We start from the raw sequence: 16137 nt of genomic DNA on the forward strand, positions 1-16137 counted from the left end.
AATGGTGCCCAAGGGCGGGATCGAACCACCGACACTGCGATTTTCAGTCGCATGCTCTACCAACTGAGCTACTTGGGCACCGGCCCTTTAGGAGAGTTACTCCAACCGGGTGACGGGGTAGTTAGCCTATCCCAGAAAGATGATCAACCCTCTTTGCCAAAAGAATTTTCATTTTCTTCATCATTGTCCTGCCGGAAGGACGGGACGCGGTATTCTCCCGTAAACCAGCGGCCTAAATCCACATCCGCACAATGACGCGAACAGAACGGGCGGAAAGCTTGCTCCGTAGCCCGCTTACACACTGGACAAGGCATTTCTACGTTAAACTCCAAAGACGCAAAGACCGCTCAGGGTCAACAACCAACTCTAAAGGTGACAGCCGCGCAGACGCGGCCTCTTCAAGGGCAGCAGGATCACTCTCTAAGGCGCGTATAACAGCGATAGAAGCCACCAAACGCGTGCCCTTAAGGTTTTCCCTGATGATCTGCCTCAGTATAGCGAGCGCAATGCCATGCGGCGATCCGAACATTTCATGGAGCGGCGGACGCACCCGCTTGCGCACCACTTCGATCAAGCCGGACGGTGTCGCCCCCAAAACTTCCGGCCGTAACGGGTCTCCAGCCATAGCGGTTTTTAAAAACCCCGACAGCGCGGCCCGCTTTCGCGTTTTCACGCCAGCCGCATCGATCAGCAATGTGCCAGACAAGTTTCTCAGCCGGATTTCTCGCGCTAATGCCGGAAAAGCCGTAACATTACTGGCAAAATCGGGCTGAGCCCCCTGCCCCTGCCCCGAGCCATCCATATCAACTGCGACCAGAGCGGGCGTCGGCGAAAATAAAGCCACCAGACCCGCAACAGACGCTTCAGGGGCGATCAAAGCGTCAAACGCAGCCTCTGCTTCCTGATCGAAAGCTGATTGCACGTAACGGCAGCGTCTACGAAGCGCTTGAGGCAGACGCGTTCCTACGCTTTGACTATCAATTATGATTGCCGCATCCGGGTAGCGCACTGCCAATTCTTCGAGAGGAGTCGCACCACGGTGAAGGCATTTAGGCGCCTTGATGTCTGGGGGGACCTCTTTTTCGAACAAGCGCAGACGCAGCCCCTTGCCGTTTTGCGCTGCCCTAGCAACACAACCGACCACAAGGCGTCCCTGCTCGAATGGCTTGCGGCATGGCATAAAACCAACCGCGCCACCTTCCAGCAGCACGAACATTCCGCCTAAAGCGGGGACAACATTCTGCACCCGTACTACATGCTCATCACCCACACCGTCAGGTGCACCGGTGCGCCATATCCCTACATCCAGCAAACCAGATGTAGGGCCGTCTTCTTCGAAAATATCCGTATCAAAAACAGCGATACGAACCTCGCCCGGCGAACAGGCCGCGCGAATCTCAATCATACAACCCAAGCACCAGACAGGCCGGGCTGTCCCCTCAAGAGTTGCGCTGTTTCAAACAGGGGCAAGCCAACAACGGCTGAGTAGCTTCCACCAATCTGGCGGATATGCGCTGCAGCAGCTCCTTGTATTGCATAGCCGCCCGCTTTGCCGCGCCAGTCTCCCTGTTGGATCAATGCGTCTATCTGCTGATCCGTCAGGCGATTAAACGCTACGGTTGTTTCCACAAGACGTTCACACTGGACGCCGCGCGTATTGAGCGCACTCGGCTGAAGGACAACCGCAGTATAAACCTTGTGATTACGACCTGAGAGCAGCTTCAAGCAACTGCGTGCAGTCTGTTCATCCTCAGCCTTAGGCAAGATACGCCGACCAACGCACACAATCGTGTCCGCAGCCAAAATTAAAGCTGAATCGCTGCATTGCCCGACGCTATGTTGAGCCTTCGTTTGAGCCAAACGGCGCACTAGCACGCGTGGCAGCTCCTGCGGGCGCGGCTCTTCATCAACATTAGCTGGCACCACCCGGTCAGGGGTAACACCAATCTGCTTTAAAAGCTCCAGACGCCGGGGCGACGCCGATGCGAGAACCAGCGACGGTCGCAGCAAAGCCGCGCTTTCTGGCACAACAGAATCGGGCATGCCGCTTGCCGCGTTACTTGAAGCGGAAAGTGATACGACCCTTTGTAAGGTCATATGGTGTCATCTCAACGTTTACACGGTCACCGGCCAGAACGCGGATACGGTTTTTACGCATTTTACCGCTCGTATGCGCCAGAATGGTGTGCTCGTTATCAAGCGTTACGCGAAACATTGCGTTTGGCAGCAGTTCCGTGACGGTGCCGGTAAATTCAATTAGGTCTTCTTTCGACATGTGAGTCCTTGTCTAAGGGTACGGTTCAATAAAAGAAATGCAGAGCACTTACTCTGCAACTCGGCCAAAACACCGAAAAAACCAGTGTGCTATGTGCTGCTTGGCGGCCAAAAGGTCAAGCAAAACGCGCCCGAAGCTCAAAACTTCAACTTCAGGCGCTTGCTTTACACTGTTTCTCTCAGCTCTTTTGTCCCAAACGTAAGGAAAGGCTTAGCGCATGCGCATCCAACCCCTCCGCTTGGGCTAGAGCCACGCCCGCTGGCCCGATCCGCTCCAGACCTGCCTGATCTGTTTCGATAATCGTAGTGCGCTTGATAAAATCAAACACCGATAGCCCGGAAGCAAAACGCGCTGTTCGGCTGGTTGGCAAAACGTGGTTTGGCCCACCGACGTAATCACCGACAGCTTCTGGACAGTGACGTCCGAGAAACATAGCCCCGGCATGACGGACAAGCGCACTGAAATCGCGCGGGCGTTCGACCAGCACCTCCAGATGCTCAGGGGCCAAGCGGTTTACGAGTTCTGCCGCTTCATCCAAATCTTTCACGACAATAATGGCACCGTGATCGGCCCAGCTGCGCGCAGCAATGGCAGCACGCGGCAATGTCTCCAACTCGGTTGCTACTGCTGTGCCGACACGCTCACCAAAGGCAGAATCGGTCGTAATTAAAATGGCTTGAGCCTGCTCGTCATGCTCGGCCTGTGCCAAAAGATCGACAGCGATGAGTCGTGGATCGTTATTGCCATCTGCTACGACCACAACTTCTGATGGACCGGCAATGCTATCGATACCAACTTGACCAAAGACTTGCCTTTTTGCTTCCGCCACAAAAGCGTTGCCGGGGCCTACAATCCGATCAACTGGCGCTATTGTTTGTGTCCCATACGCTAAAGCACCAACAGCCTGCGCTCCGCCTACGCGATAAATTTCTTCCACACCGCAAAGGTGTGCCGCCGCAAGAACGAGAGGGTTTAAAACTCCATCAGGAGTCGGCACGCACATCGCTAAACGCTTGACCCCCGCGACCCGGGCAGGAAGCGCATTCATGAGCACGGAAGAAGGGTAAGCAGCTTTTCCGCCGGGTACATACAAGCCAACCGCATCCAACGCGGTCCAGCGCATACCCAAACGTACTCCAGCCGAATCCGTAAAATCTAAATCCGTCGGCTTTTGGGCGTCATGGAACACCTCGATGCGCTCGGCAGCCAATTTCAGAGCATCCATCAAATCCGTCGGGACACGTGCGGCCTCGGATTTGATGGTATCCGCATCAATTCTGAGCTGCTCCGGCGTGAGGGTAAGGCGGTCAAAGCGCGCAGTATAGTCGCACACTGCCGCGTCACCCCGTGCCTGCACGTCCGACAGGATCGCGCGCACGGGCTCTACAACGCTACGCTCCTGGCCCCCGCGCCCAGCCAGCAAGGCCGAAAAAGAAACTTCAAAATCCGCTTCCGTCGTGCTTAGGCGGCGCATATCAAACTGCCTTTTCTTCATTTAAAGCGGCGCGAAAACGCTCAATTATAGCCCCGATTTCCTCCGGGCGTGTTTTCCACGCGACGCGGTTTACTATGAGGCGGCTACTCACCTGAGCTACGACTTCTGTTTCTACCAAACCATTCGCACGAAGGGTCGAGCCAGTATCCACCAAGTCAACAATCACCGAAGCGAGATCGAGAGTTGGTGCCAGTTCCATCGCCCCGTTCAGATGCACAATTTCCGCATTAATCGCTTTCGAAGCAAAATGACGCCGCGCGATTGAAGGGTATTTTGTAGCGACACGCACGTGTGAACAACCCGCTGTCGCGTCCTCTAGGGCATCTTTAGGGCGAGCGACAGAAACACGACATCCGCCGATACCTAGGTCCAGCGGTGCATAAATGTCCGGGTAATCAAATTCCATCAGCACATCGGAGCCACACACCCCAATATGCGCGCCGCCATAAGCCACAAACGTTGCAACATCAAACGAACGAACGCGCACAACGTCCAAATTCGGGTCTGACGTGCCAAAACGAAGACGGCGGCTGCTTTCATCCAAACAATCCGCGTCCGGCTCAATCCCGGTATGCTTCAGAACAGGCTTAAGAGCCTTTAGAATACGTCCTTTGGGCAGGGCGAGTATCAGCGGAGCGGCGGTCATAACGTGTCGGTCCTCGTTGCAGCCTCACTGGAAGTACGATCTCTTTTCCAGTGACATGCTGCAGCGCATACCACGAAGCGCCTAGCTTCCCAAACCCATCAGGCCGTTAATCCCTATTATTCCCACATTTTTCAGCCCGGCTGCGATGTTTTTGAAAGCGCGCGAGCGAAAAAAGACTTTATACGCCCAGCGCGCTTTATTGGCCGCATTTTCACCAACAGCAAAAACGAGACAATCATCCGGCCGCTACATGGCCTGAAGAACTGCTCTTTCCTTTCGCAAATCCTCCGGCGCCAAAGGCAAGTAGCCCTCCTCCGTGCTAGACTGTTGAGCGATAATGGACTGCCCCTCATCCGACAAAGCTGCATTCAACCATGACTTGACTAGCGGGTCCAACGGCTTGCCCGGAGCTTTATCAACGTAAAAATAAATTCCTGAAGACAAAGGGTATGCCCCTCCCGCCACAGCTTGGCGCGACGGTGTCTGCAAAACTCCAGCTTTATCCCGAACAGGCAACAAGCGAACATCACGCGGCACATCGGACGACTTGATGGCCCCTATGATGGCAATGCCATAAGGGTCGGCTACTACCGCTTTTAAAACACTCGCATAACTTTCAAGCGGCTCGTAGCGTGCAGCATAGGGGCGGTTATCAAACAAATGCTCCCTCAAACCTGTCGCGAAACTTCCATCATCCCGCAAACCATAAAGATGTATTCGTCGCTTGGCAGCATCACCCTTGCTTCCCAACTGTCCCCAGACATTGAAGTCCCCTAATGGGGATCCAGCAGAGAAAACTCTTCCGAGATCGTTTATAGAGATTGCTTCCAGTGCGTTGCTACGCGCGACATAAACTGCCGTTGGTGTTTTCCCGTTCTGGCGCGGTCCCCACCCTGCATAACCCACTTTTACAGCAACAGGTTCGTAGCCTTTAGCTTGTTTAAAACCAGAAATTTCGGCATGTCGTGCTTCACGGGTAATCGGCGCAAAAAGCGCCACTCCTGCAGCCAAAGCGGGTAGCCCCGTTGAAGAACCTTTCAAAACAAAGCGATACTGTGCGCTTGAATGAGCCCCCTTCACGAGGGGCATCATTGCTTCGAGCACTTTCTGCAACCCATCATTTCCGACAATAGAAACTTGATGCCTTGCATCTGGCTGCACAGCCTCTGCCCGCGAGGCGGCAGGGGCGACACTAAGCGCCATTACGGCGAGGCTTATTGTATAAATAAACGAACGCATTTTATATTTTCCGCCGCAATTAATTAAGTTTCGCCATCTCTGCACGCGCTTCTGCTGGCGTGAGAGGAATGTAACCCTTGCTCTGCTCCGCAATAATAGCTTGCCCCTCCTTGGAGAGGACCAAAGTGAGATATTCTTTTACTAGAGGGTCAAGCGGCTGGCCCTCAGGCTTATTGAGATAAAAATAAAGATAACGCCCCAGAACATAACGGCCATTTTGCACATCATCGCGGCTGCCAAGGCTGTATGGACCTGCTTCATCTTCCGATATCGCCAGTTGACGTAGCGAGGGGGTTTCTCTCCCTAGTGCGGCAACAGCGATACCGGCAGGGTCAGCTTCCAAGCGCCGCAAGATATGGTCCGTATCCCCGTAATATTCATAAGCAGGAGGAAGTGATCGTCCCTCTAACTGCTCACTCTGCATGTAGTGCCCAAAGCCTGTATATTCTGGTGTCCCATATGGGTGAATGCTGCGCGCCTTCCATTCACCTTTCAGACCCAACTGACCCCAGGTCGAATAATCCCCTTGGGCATTCCCAACCGACATAATCTGGCGCAACTGGGCACGAGTAATTTTCGTCATTGGATTGGCGCGGTTGACGTAAACCGCCAAAGACGTTGCCAGATCTTGAGATGTATCATCGCTTGTATGTGCGATGCGTATCTCCAGAGGTCGTGTCCCAGTTATTTTTTGATAGGCATTTAATTCAAGCGGATTGATACGACGCCCCATAGAGCCAAACAAAATCTTTCCATGCGTCAACAAAGGCATGGAACTTGTTGTACCCCGCGAAAGATCACGAAAGTGAATTGCAGGATGATCGTGCGTAAAGCGCTGGTTGAACCTTTCTACGATGAAATGAACATGCTTCGCCCCGCCCTCCGCCACAAATCCGTCTGGTAGGCGATAACCAACGGAATCGGTCAAAGAAACCGCAGCAGGCTTATAATCTGGGTAACCGTCAGCCGCCCAAGTTTGGGGCGGCAAAACTGATAATAAAATACTGATGCTTAATGCGCATCGCAGCAGGCAACGAGACAATGCTGTCTCCCATCTTTTTTCAAGGGAGGATACCCAATATGGCCGGATATAATCGCTTATGATTATCATTCTCAACAAAAAACTAGCTTTGGAATGCTTCGAATTGTATCTCTCTTTAAAAAGCGGAAATGACTTGGAAGATTAACGATGTTAAATCAAAATATTTATTCATTAATACAATTAATAGCAAGTAATTATATTAATGATAATAAAAAATCATGAAAGATACTATCAGATTATTTTATTTATTTACGCTATATATTTTTGTGATTTACAAATATTAATGATATTTAATATATCACTTATATAGTGAACCTCGATACAAACAAATTGTTCCCCTAATTTTATTTTTAAGTCTTCAAGTACAAATTTAGAAATTCCCTTTAAAAGGTAAGAATGATTATCAATATCATATAAAATAACTGTACTTATGCAGTACATTTTAAAATGATTTTAAATAAAAAACTTAATAATTTTCTCGATCACATAGTTTTTATTTTTCATTAATGGAGAGAGATGGAATTTACAGCGAAATGAAACTTGCATCACAGATCAAGCCCTTTTGCTCGACTGCGTGATGCTCCTGGAAACGTCGTCTGACTACAAGGAATGCCGTCATGCCTGGCCCTGCCTCTCCCGAAGCTCCCATAACCCTTACTCGGCGACGGCTTGTTCTCGCATCAGGTGCAGCAATATTTACTGCACAATGGTGGGCATCCCGGACCTCATACGCACAAGAATTAGTCACAGCAGATCAATCCGGCGTCTCGGCCTTTATGAAGCTTTCGCGTTTCGTTACGGGACACGATAATTTAAACTTGGAAACCGGTACGGCCCTCTTCGCAGGCTTGCAGGCACTGCGCCAAACAGCGCGGCAAGACATCGCTACGCTGAACACGCGTATTGCACAAAGCCAAGCGAGCGATATTGAGGCGTTTGAGCCTCAAATAGCTAACGATCCCCTCCACCCTTTTGTTTTGCAAATTATCAAAGGCTGGTACGCAGGCGTACTCGAGAGCGGTACGAATGCTAAAGTTTACGCTTTTGGCAACGCGCTCATGTATCAGAGCACCCGCGATAATATCGTAATCCCGACATACGCACATAACGGCCCCAATTACTGGCTGGCTGAGCCCAATCCCGTCGACGCAATGCCGAAATTTTAAGCAAGGGCTCTGACCGCTATGATTTCCTTTTCTTTCCGCTCGTTCATTCCCTCTGCGTTTTGCTGTGCATTGTTGGCATCAAGTGCCATAGCGCACGCTCAACCAGCAGCTCCTGTGCCTGAGGAAGCTAAACATCCCTCCATTAGCCGCGGGCACTATCTTGCTATCGCGGCAGATTGTGCAGCCTGTCATACAAATGGGCGTGATGGGCAGTTTCTGGCCGGGGGATACGCTATTTCTTCTCCTATGGGGAATATCTATTCGACCAATATTACACCGTCCAAAAAATACGGCATCGGTAATTACACGCTAGAACAGTTCACGACTTTAATGCGTCACGGCGTGCGCCCCGACGGGGCAAATGTCTACCCAGCAATGCCTTATGACGCTTACAGCCAACTGACCGACGCTGACATTAAATCTCTTTATTCCTACATTATGACTGAGGTGCCCGCCGTCGATGCCCCAGCACCCAAAACGCAGCTTCCTTTTCCTTTCAATATCCGCGCTTCGCTCAGCTTGTGGAAGCTGGTCGCCAGCATCAGCGATAAACCCTATGTGTTTAACCATTCACGTAGCGATGACTGGAACCGCGGACGTTACCTCGTAGACCAGCTTGCACATTGCGGTGAATGTCATACGCCCCGCAATATGATGCTCGTTCCCAAACAGTCGCAGTACCTTGCGGGAGCCGATATTGGCCCTTGGCGCGCGCCCAATATTACAAGCGACCCCATTAGCGGAATTGGCGGCTGGTCGGACGAAGACCTGTTTGCGTATCTCAAGACAGGCAAAACAGCTCATGCCCGGGCCGCTGGCCCTATGGCTGAGGCGGTAGAGCACAGCCTACAGCATCTGCCCGACAGAGACATTACCTCAATCATTACTTATCTGCGCTCTGTTCCTCCAATCCATGAAGCAGGTGTTACAGCCGCCAATTTTAACCATGGCGGTCATCCGTCAGGTTATAACATCGCCTCAGCCGACGCCCGGCGCGCTACGAGCACACTTGACGGCATTACTGATGGTGCGACGCTTTATGAATCCGCCTGCGCCAGTTGCCACCAAACCAATGGCCGCGGCACGCCAGATGGGCAGTACCCATCACTCGTCGGCAATACGACAACTGGTCAGTTGAACCCGAATGACCTTGTCGCCAGCATTCTCTTTGGTGTCGACCGGACAGTCGATGGGCAGGAAGTACTCATGCCGGCTTTCGGCGATAATTCCCTCGTCCAACCTCTGACCGATACACAGGTGGCTGACATTGCAGACTACGTCCTCAGCCATTTCGGTAACACACAAGCAACCGTCTCCCCAGAGTTTGTCCGTCAGATCCGCACAGGTGGCAAACCCGTTCTGGTCGCACAACTTGCGAACCCGAAGGTCATGCTCAGCCTCGCAGCAGCCGCACTGATCGGCCTGATCATTGTTGTCTTCGGCCTACGCGCTTTTCTGCGCAATCGTCGCAGCGTCTGAACGGAACTTAAGGAACTACGACCATGACTGAACAAAATCTTTCCGCAGACGTCGTCATTGCCGGTGCAGGCATTTGCGGCTCAATGCTGGCACATAAACTAGCGCGCAATGGCCTTTCCGTTTTGCTGCTGGATGCTGGCCCACGCCGTGACCGTGATCAAATCGTTGAAAACTGGCGCGCTATGCCACCTGACAACAAATCCCAGTACGATTACGCTACGCCATATCCCAGCGTGCCTTGGGCACCACACACCAATTTCTTCCCTGATAATGGGTATCTTATTGTTAAAGGGCCGGACCGTACGGCGTATAAACAAGGGATTATTAAAGGAGTTGGTGGCACAACATGGCACTGGGCCGCATCTAGCTGGCGTTACCTTCCAAACGACTTCCGCCTGCATAGCCAGTTTGGTGTCGGAAGAGATTACGCGCTGAGCTACGATGAATTAGAGCCTTATTACTACGCAGCTGAATGCGAAATGGGCGTCATGGGGCCAAACGATCAAACGATCGTTCCCTCTGCACCGCGTCAGCACCCATGGCCTATGACCTCTATGCCTTATGGGTATGGGGACCGTACCTTCACGGAAATCGTTAAAAAACTGGGCTTTGACAACACGCCCGTTCCGCAAGGGCGCAACAGCCGCCCTTACGACGGACGCCCGCAATGCTGCGGTAATAACAACTGCATGCCTATTTGCCCAATCGGTGCCATGTATAACGGCGTCTATGCCGCGATGAAGGCCGAAAAGCACGGTGCGCGCATTATTCCAAATGCTGTTGTCTATGCCTTTGAAACAGACGCGGCCAACAAAATTACCGCACTTCGTTTCTATGATCCAGACAAACACTCTTACCGCGTAACAGCCAAGACATTTGTAATTGCGGCAAACGGAATTGAAACACCCAAACTTCTTTTGCTCGCCGCCAATAGCCGCAACCCCAATGGCATCGCCAATTCATCCGACCAAGTGGGTCGTAACATGATGGACCATCCAGGCTTAGGCATGAGCCTGCAATCGGCGGAGCCCATTTGGGCAGGCGGGGGCTCTGTTCAAATGAGCTCCATCACCAACTTCCGCGATGGTGATTTCCGCTCAGAATATGCCGCTACCCAGATCGGTTATAACAACACGGCCCAAAACTCACGCGCGGGCATGAAGGCTCTCTCTATGGGGCTGGTTGGCAAGAAACTGGACGAAGAAATCCGCCGCCGCACAGCACATGGCGTAGACTTGTACGCTAACCATGAAGTGTTGCCTGACCCGGAAAATCGTCTCGTTCTTTCCAAGGATCACCGTGACGCGCTGGGTATCCCGCACCCAGAGGTGACCTACGATGTGGGTGAATATGTCCGTAAGTCTGCGGCAATTTCACGCCAGCGACTACTCGACATCGCCAAGGCCATGGGTGGCACGGAAATTGAAATCGCGCCGTATTTCACACCGAACAACCACATTACCGGTGGCACCATCATGGGCCATGACCCGAAAGATTCCGTGGTCGATTCTTGGCTGCGCACCCATGATCACGCCAATCTGTTCCTTGCAACTGGTGCCGCTATGGCTGCCTCTGGCACAGTTAACTCGACACTGACCATGGCTGCCCTCTCTCTCAGAGCGGGCGACGCCATCCTTGCAGATCACAAGAACGGATAATGACAATGAAGCTTTCTTTCACCCGTAACCTAGCCACTGCCATTGGTCTCTCTAGCGCAATCTTGTTCAGCCCAATTGCTATGGCACAGGAGCCTGCCGTGAACCTCCGTACTGCTCTTCAATTTATCGACCAAGCGCAAACTGAAGCAACAAGCGCACACGCACATGTGGCAATTGCCATTGTGGACGAGGGCGGCAACCTCGTTGCGTTTCAACGCATGGACGGCACCCAACTCGGCAGCACTGAGCTTGCTATTCGTAAAGCAAAAACTGCCCTCTCCTTCTCACGCCCCACCGTAGACATGGAACATGCCCTCAATAAGGGGAACTTCATGATCGCAACGCTACCAAATGCGCTTCCAGCAGGTGGTGGGTATCCAATTACAGTCAATGGTCGGATCATCGGGGCACTGGGCCTCAGCGGTGGTGAAGGCGAAACCGACGCACGCCTAGCGCAAGCAGCTGTTCAGGAAACCCTAAAAGCCAAACCCCTGCAGGCACACGAATGAACGCATTTTTTCAACGCAGGTTCTGCACTGCGGCCATCACATCGGTGATGGCCCTAGCCTGTATTTTCATATTCGCGTCAAAGACACACGCACAAACAGAAACAGCTCATAACCTTTATACACCGACACTTTATAAAGCACGGGCCTTTGTGATGGATGGGTCCGGGACCTTTAATGTAGGTCCACTTATTCCAAGCCTTTACGGCAACCCCCACCTTTTTGGTGACTGGGGCGGCGCACAAAGTTGGATGGTCAAACACGGGATTTTTACGAGCCTCATGTTTAACCAAGAGTTCATGGGCAACGTGACAGGTGGCCGCACCCGCTCAGCCGTTCCATCCGGTCAGGTTGCTGCAGAGGTTGATATTGATTGGCAGCAACTTGCCGGTATCCCCGCTTTTTGGACGCATATCCTCGTCGTAAATGGCAACGGCCAAAGTTTCAGTCATACGCTTGGCGATTCTGTAACTAATCCAGAGCAAATTTACGGAGCGCGCGGTAACGTAGTCGCCCATCTTGTAGAGTTATATGCTGACAAAGCCTTTTTAAATGACCGTATCATTCTCTCATTAGGGGACATCCCAACAGGCAGCTTTTTTGCCTACGACTACCTCGCATGCTCTTTTATGAACGTCTCGGTCTGCAGCAACTTTGCCCCCGGCAAATACAATCCTGGTGGGCGTGATTGGCCATCCGGCAACCTCGGCGGCGTACTGCGCCTCCGCCCGACGGAACAAACTTATATTGAAGGTGGCGTGTTTGCCATCTCACCACATAGTTACAATGGCGGCATCTCAGGTTGGGCTATGTTGCAGGACGGTTTGGCCTTGAACCGAGTCACGTCGCAGGTTGAGATTGGTTGGATGCCTGAGTTTGGTCCACACAAACTACGTGGCAACTATAAAATAGGGGCTTGGTACGATAACTCGACCTATCCTGCACTCTATGAAGACCGATACGGCAACTCTTACCAAGCATCCGGCCTCGCTCCCCGCCAACTGGCTGGTATGAAAACGGCGTGGTTTATGTTTGACCAAATGCTCATTCGGAACGGTCCAGGTATTGCCAATGGGCTGATCGTTCTTGGTGGCGTCGGCTATTCCTCTGGTACAATCACCGCCATGCGTGACCATGAATGGCTTGCTCTGATTGAAAGCGGCACACCCTGGCACCGCCCCGGCGATCAGGCGGGTGTCATGATGCAGCATATGCAGATGAGCCGCAGCGTCTCTCTCCAGCAGGAATCTTCTCTCGCTTTGAATCGCGCTTTTCTTTCCAACCAGTGGGGACAAGTTTGGGGCATTCAAAACTGGGAAAACAGCTACGAAGCGTTTTACAGCATACACATCCACAAAGCTGCCGCGCTGCAAGCTGACATGCAATATTTGGAACACCCCGGCGCAACAACGCGTTTCAAAGATGCCTTGGTGCTGGGTGGACAATTTACCGTGGGGTTCTAATCCATCTTGCCCCCTCTTTCACACGCAACCCAAAGGACGTTGCTTCAATGAGTGATCAAAATTTTCTGAGCATTCTTACAGGCTCCTTTTCTACCCCATGTGGGGATAATCCCACCGTTGCGATGATCGAAGCGGGGTACAAGAAAGCTGGCCTCAACGCGCGTTATATCAACTGTAATGTTCCCGCAGAAAACCTGAAAGACGCCATTAAAGGCGCTGTCGCCATGGGCTGGGCTGGCTTTAACTGCTCCATCCCCCATAAAGTGGCCATTCTGGAGCACTTGGATGACGTTGCTGAATCCGCACGCATCATCGGCGCGGTGAACTGCACCTCCATCAAAGACGGACGCCTCACAGGCCACAACACGGATGGCAAGGGTTTTCTAGCCTCTTTAAAAACTGTGACTGACCCAAAAGGAAAAAACCTCTTGCTCCTCGGTGCAGGCGGAGCAGCACGCGCAATTGCTGTCGAAACTGCACTCGCCGGCGCAAAAACGTTAACCATCATCAACCGTGACCCGAAGAAAGCTGAAACGATTGCCAAAATCGTTAATGACAATACGGATTGCAAAGCAACGGCTGGTAAATGGGAAGGTGATTACAGCATTGGCGAAGACATCGACATCGCTATCAATGCCACGCCTATCGGCCTTGGAGATGCGGAGGCTTTGCCTCCAATCGCTCTAGACACTCTGCGCAAAGGTCTAATTGTTGCCGATGTTATTCCTAACCCTCCTAAAACCCGCCTCCTGCGTGAAGCTGATAGCAAGGGTTGTACAACTCTGGATGGCTTAGGCATGTTGGTAAACCAAGGTCAGATTGGCGTTGAAATTTGGCTCAATAAAACGCTTGATTTTGATGTTATGACAAAGACATTAAAAGATATATTTGGTTAATACTCAACACATGGGTGCATAATAGAGATATTATGTGCCCTTTTTAATTTTCAAAAATCAAAATTTTTACAACAAACATACTAACCGGCAATGTTGGAAAAGAAACTATTCCATATCATCTAAACAATTCTTACCATTAAAGCGAAATCTTCATTCAAATTGGTATATGAAGATCAAAATAAGACTGCCACGTTGTCCGAGGACATTCGTGGCTAAAGCCTCCAGTGCAGATTGCGGTATCTTGTTGCCGTACAAATCCACCAAATTAGATAACGTTCGACACTGGACCGAAAATGAAATTGCGACCGTTAATTAAGTCTGTCGACATTGCGCGCAGTCAACCAAAATGACTCGACAGGAACCACGCGCTATTATGGCCGTCCATCGTTTACCGACCCATTCAATGCTCAATCGTGCACGACTGAAAGTTCTAATTTTGCTGCATGCGACGAGAAAACAGGAATGCCCAACCAGCAAATTTGCTTGTCAACTTTGAAATAAAGATCTCGCCCTTGCGCCGTTTTAATGACTAAGTCAGCTGCTTTACGCATGTAATCTTGCCCATTGAAGAAGACAAAGCCAGCGTATTGCGTGATTGTTGAAAACTCTTCCTCCGTGACCGAAACACGGAAGTGGCTGTTGGGGCGAAAGGAAGTCAGATAGAGATATGCCTGCAAAACTGGGCGGTGTGCATTTTGCCCGGCGTTGGAAAAACAGCCATAATGTAAAACGCTACGCGTTTCATCAGCATCACTTAAGAACAACGTTAAATCGATGACGTCGCCGGTATTTTCAAAATATAAATGAGCGGGAGAATGCGGCTCCTCTTGTACCCCAACCTGAACCGGAAGATCAAAGCGTTGACGGTACGCATGGTAAGTGCTCGTTGCCCAACGCAAAGCGGTTTCTTGCCGTTCAACGTCCGGCTTCCACCAGTTACACGTAAGGGATGTAGCACGGACGTGTTTTTCCGCTGCGTCTGCCATGGCTCGGAGCGTTAAAAGACGAGTCACTGAATTTCCGAGAGTGGCTGTTGGCGTCAAGCCCATCAGCTCTCGTCCCCAAGAAGTCGTTACAGCAAGCGTTGACGCAGACTGCCCATCACGGGCGAACCACTTCATTGAGCAAATATGGTCTGGTAGATTAGGCCCTAAATCGACGAGATCGGTAACCGTTACTTCGCGCGCCTTTTTCCAAAGCATATGGCAAAGATGAACAAACTGTCCGGAAGCATGTTGCCGAAAGATGGATGGAGGCAAAAGCTCCTCAAGAGCCATGATTGGGCCGTTATTACAAAACTGCCCCAGACCGGCAATTGCCTCTTTATACGCAAGTAGAACAAGCCAGCTCTCCCGCGTGGCAAATAGTCCTTCGATCTGCGTAACAGACAGATGCTTGAGGCCCAGTGTTTCGTCAAAATACCGGGTAATTTCTGGAACAATGCTACAATGCTGCCACATCCACGTTCCGTTAGACGGCAGAGCGTCCACGGGTACATGGGTGTCATTATCGTAGCTCCGCTCCGAGCCAAGGGGAGCATCATTTCCCAAATCCAATTGGACCAAGATCGAAGCCAAATTGAAAGGGCGATGAAAGAGACTGTTTGATGCCATCACGGCAAAATAATCGTAACGGTCGAAATGGTTTTCAGCGAGTTGTAACGACTCAAGATGCCCGAGCATCAACGTCTCGCCCCATTTCTGGCGCTCAGTCAAACCGTTGAAAATTACAATCCGCGGGTGAAGGCTGGTTGCTTCAGGCGGAATGCTGCGCCCGGGTGGGAAATTCACGACTAAGCTGACATTATCCGGCGTAAATGCGAGGAAATTGTCCAAATACATCATTAAAAATGCATCGCTCTCGTTAAAGAGCGTAGCTAGGACGACTTTACTCTCGGATGCTGTTTTCTCAGCAGATGCCAAAATATCGTCGACATGGCGCGCACGGGGATCGTTGTCGACACCTAGTACCACGTCCATAGTAACGTCATGGATCTGTTTTTGTCCGTCAAGGCGGAGCTTTACATAACGCGCCAAAACAGGCGCTTGAAAGATGACTGCGCAAGTGTCGTCAGGCAAAGGAGTATGGGTAGTGCGCGAAAAAACGCATGCCCAGTTTGCCCCATCCGACGAGGCTAAAATTGAAAATAAGGCTGGATCATTTTGCTCGTGCGATAGACCTGTTAGCGACAGGCCGTTCACTGTTTGCTCGGTTTTTAGATCAATAGTAAATGTTGGAAACCAAGTTTTTTCGAGCATTATACTATCCGCCT

Annotated in this window: 15 protein-coding genes and 1 tRNA gene; 6 read left to right on the forward strand and 10 right to left on the reverse strand. The window is 51.4% G+C overall.

All coding sequences use genetic code 11. The annotated features are described in order from the left end of the window. Nucleotides 1-2 precede the first annotated feature (2 nt). From D5366_RS04290 to D5366_RS04330, 9 genes are all read right to left on the reverse strand, one after another. Nucleotides 3-78: transfer RNA gene (locus D5366_RS04290), tRNA-Phe, on the reverse strand. Between the two features lie 65 nt (nucleotides 79-143). Continuing rightward, a complete protein-coding gene (locus tag D5366_RS04295) occupies nucleotides 144-314 on the reverse strand; it encodes a DNA gyrase inhibitor YacG (RefSeq protein WP_141492437.1) in 171 nt (56 codons plus the stop codon). A gap of 2 nt (nucleotides 315-316) precedes the next feature. Beyond that, on the reverse strand, nucleotides 317-1405 hold the full coding sequence (locus tag D5366_RS04300) for a ribonuclease E/G (RefSeq protein WP_141492438.1): 1089 nt from the start codon (nucleotides 1403-1405) through the stop codon (nucleotides 317-319). Further along, nucleotides 1402-2043, reverse strand: a complete 642-nt coding sequence (locus tag D5366_RS04305) for a Maf family protein (RefSeq protein ID WP_141492439.1) — start codon at nucleotides 2041-2043, stop codon at nucleotides 1402-1404. The genes D5366_RS04300 and D5366_RS04305 overlap by 4 nt, the downstream gene beginning before the upstream one ends. A gap of 13 nt (nucleotides 2044-2056) precedes the next feature. Further along, on the reverse strand, nucleotides 2057-2275 hold the full coding sequence (gene infA, locus D5366_RS04310) for a translation initiation factor IF-1 (protein WP_008852017.1): 219 nt from the start codon (nucleotides 2273-2275) through the stop codon (nucleotides 2057-2059). Between the two features lie 178 nt (nucleotides 2276-2453). After that, on the reverse strand, nucleotides 2454-3749 hold the full coding sequence (gene hisD, locus D5366_RS04315; RefSeq protein WP_141492440.1) for a histidinol dehydrogenase: 1296 nt from the start codon (nucleotides 3747-3749) through the stop codon (nucleotides 2454-2456). Between the two features lies 1 nt (nucleotide 3750). Next, nucleotides 3751-4416 carry an ATP phosphoribosyltransferase gene (gene hisG / locus D5366_RS04320; protein ID WP_141492441.1) on the reverse strand — a complete coding sequence of 222 codons (666 nt, stop codon included), beginning with the start codon at nucleotides 4414-4416 and terminating at the stop codon, nucleotides 3751-3753. A gap of 246 nt (nucleotides 4417-4662) precedes the next feature. Next, nucleotides 4663-5655: a PstS family phosphate ABC transporter substrate-binding protein gene (locus D5366_RS04325; protein WP_141492442.1), complete on the reverse strand. Its 993-nt coding sequence runs from the start codon at nucleotides 5653-5655 to the stop codon at nucleotides 4663-4665. A 19-nt stretch (nucleotides 5656-5674) separates the two neighbouring features. Further along, on the reverse strand, nucleotides 5675-6697 hold the full coding sequence (locus D5366_RS04330) for a PstS family phosphate ABC transporter substrate-binding protein (protein ID WP_141492443.1): 1023 nt from the start codon (nucleotides 6695-6697) through the stop codon (nucleotides 5675-5677). Nucleotides 6698-7314: 617 nt separating this feature from the next. On the opposite strand from D5366_RS04330, the gene D5366_RS04335 reads away from it, so the two are divergent. Genes D5366_RS04335 through aroE form a run of 6 tightly spaced genes read left to right on the forward strand, consistent with a single transcriptional unit; the run spans nucleotide 7315 to nucleotide 13865 of the window. Continuing rightward, nucleotides 7315-7863, forward strand: a complete 549-nt coding sequence (locus tag D5366_RS04335) for a sugar dehydrogenase complex small subunit (protein ID WP_141492444.1) — start codon at nucleotides 7315-7317, stop codon at nucleotides 7861-7863. A gap of 18 nt (nucleotides 7864-7881) precedes the next feature. After that, nucleotides 7882-9342 carry a c-type cytochrome gene (locus D5366_RS04340; RefSeq protein ID WP_141492445.1) on the forward strand — a complete coding sequence of 487 codons (1461 nt, stop codon included), beginning with the start codon at nucleotides 7882-7884 and terminating at the stop codon, nucleotides 9340-9342. 23 nt (nucleotides 9343-9365) lie between these two features. Then, the gene (locus tag D5366_RS04345) at nucleotides 9366-11000 is read left to right on the forward strand and encodes a GMC family oxidoreductase (protein WP_141492446.1); all 1635 of its coding nucleotides are present in this window, start codon (nucleotides 9366-9368) and stop codon (nucleotides 10998-11000) included. 5 nt (nucleotides 11001-11005) lie between these two features. Next, nucleotides 11006-11509 (forward strand): GlcG/HbpS family heme-binding protein, encoded by a 504-nt coding sequence (locus tag D5366_RS04350; protein ID WP_240775345.1) that lies wholly within the window; start codon nucleotides 11006-11008, stop codon nucleotides 11507-11509. Between the two features lie 47 nt (nucleotides 11510-11556). Further along, nucleotides 11557-12969: a carbohydrate porin gene (locus D5366_RS04355; RefSeq protein ID WP_240775382.1), complete on the forward strand. Its 1413-nt coding sequence runs from the start codon at nucleotides 11557-11559 to the stop codon at nucleotides 12967-12969. Nucleotides 12970-13016: 47 nt separating this feature from the next. Beyond that, nucleotides 13017-13865 carry a shikimate dehydrogenase gene (aroE, locus tag D5366_RS04360; protein WP_141492448.1) on the forward strand — a complete coding sequence of 283 codons (849 nt, stop codon included), beginning with the start codon at nucleotides 13017-13019 and terminating at the stop codon, nucleotides 13863-13865. 407 nt (nucleotides 13866-14272) lie between these two features. Here the strand turns inward: aroE and D5366_RS04365 are convergent, their stop codons facing one another. Further along, nucleotides 14273-16123 carry a discoidin domain-containing protein gene (locus D5366_RS04365; RefSeq protein ID WP_141492449.1) on the reverse strand — a complete coding sequence of 617 codons (1851 nt, stop codon included), beginning with the start codon at nucleotides 16121-16123 and terminating at the stop codon, nucleotides 14273-14275. Nucleotides 16124-16137 lie beyond the last annotated feature (14 nt).

Source organism: Neokomagataea tanensis, assembly GCF_006542335.1.
In the GTDB taxonomy this organism is placed as follows: domain Bacteria; phylum Pseudomonadota; class Alphaproteobacteria; order Acetobacterales; family Acetobacteraceae; genus Gluconobacter; species Gluconobacter tanensis.

Bases quoted from the DNA above. Each gene is read 5' to 3' on its own strand.
- D5366_RS04295 (WP_141492437.1), bottom strand. From the start codon at position 314: ATGCCTTGTCCAGTGTGTAAGCGGGCTACGGAGCAAGCTTTCCGCCCG.
- D5366_RS04300 (WP_141492438.1), bottom strand. From the start codon at position 1,405: ATGATTGAGATTCGCGCGGCCTGTTCGCCGGGCGAGGTTCGTATCGCT.
- D5366_RS04305 (WP_141492439.1), bottom strand. From the start codon at position 2,043: ATGCCCGATTCTGTTGTGCCAGAAAGCGCGGCTTTGCTGCGACCGTCG.
- infA (WP_008852017.1), bottom strand. From the start codon at position 2,275: ATGTCGAAAGAAGACCTAATTGAATTTACCGGCACCGTCACGGAACTG.
- hisD (WP_141492440.1), bottom strand. From the start codon at position 3,749: ATGCGCCGCCTAAGCACGACGGAAGCGGATTTTGAAGTTTCTTTTTCG.
- hisG (WP_141492441.1), bottom strand. From the start codon at position 4,416: ATGACCGCCGCTCCGCTGATACTCGCCCTGCCCAAAGGACGTATTCTA.
- D5366_RS04325 (WP_141492442.1), bottom strand. From the start codon at position 5,655: ATGCGTTCGTTTATTTATACAATAAGCCTCGCCGTAATGGCGCTTAGT.
- D5366_RS04335 (WP_141492444.1), top strand. From the start codon at position 7,315: ATGCCTGGCCCTGCCTCTCCCGAAGCTCCCATAACCCTTACTCGGCGA.
- D5366_RS04340 (WP_141492445.1), top strand. From the start codon at position 7,882: ATGATTTCCTTTTCTTTCCGCTCGTTCATTCCCTCTGCGTTTTGCTGT.
- D5366_RS04345 (WP_141492446.1), top strand. From the start codon at position 9,366: ATGACTGAACAAAATCTTTCCGCAGACGTCGTCATTGCCGGTGCAGGC.
- D5366_RS04350 (WP_240775345.1), top strand. From the start codon at position 11,006: ATGAAGCTTTCTTTCACCCGTAACCTAGCCACTGCCATTGGTCTCTCT.
- D5366_RS04355 (WP_240775382.1), top strand. From the start codon at position 11,557: ATGGCCCTAGCCTGTATTTTCATATTCGCGTCAAAGACACACGCACAA.
- aroE (WP_141492448.1), top strand. From the start codon at position 13,017: ATGAGTGATCAAAATTTTCTGAGCATTCTTACAGGCTCCTTTTCTACC.
- D5366_RS04365 (WP_141492449.1), bottom strand. From the start codon at position 16,123: ATGCTCGAAAAAACTTGGTTTCCAACATTTACTATTGATCTAAAAACC.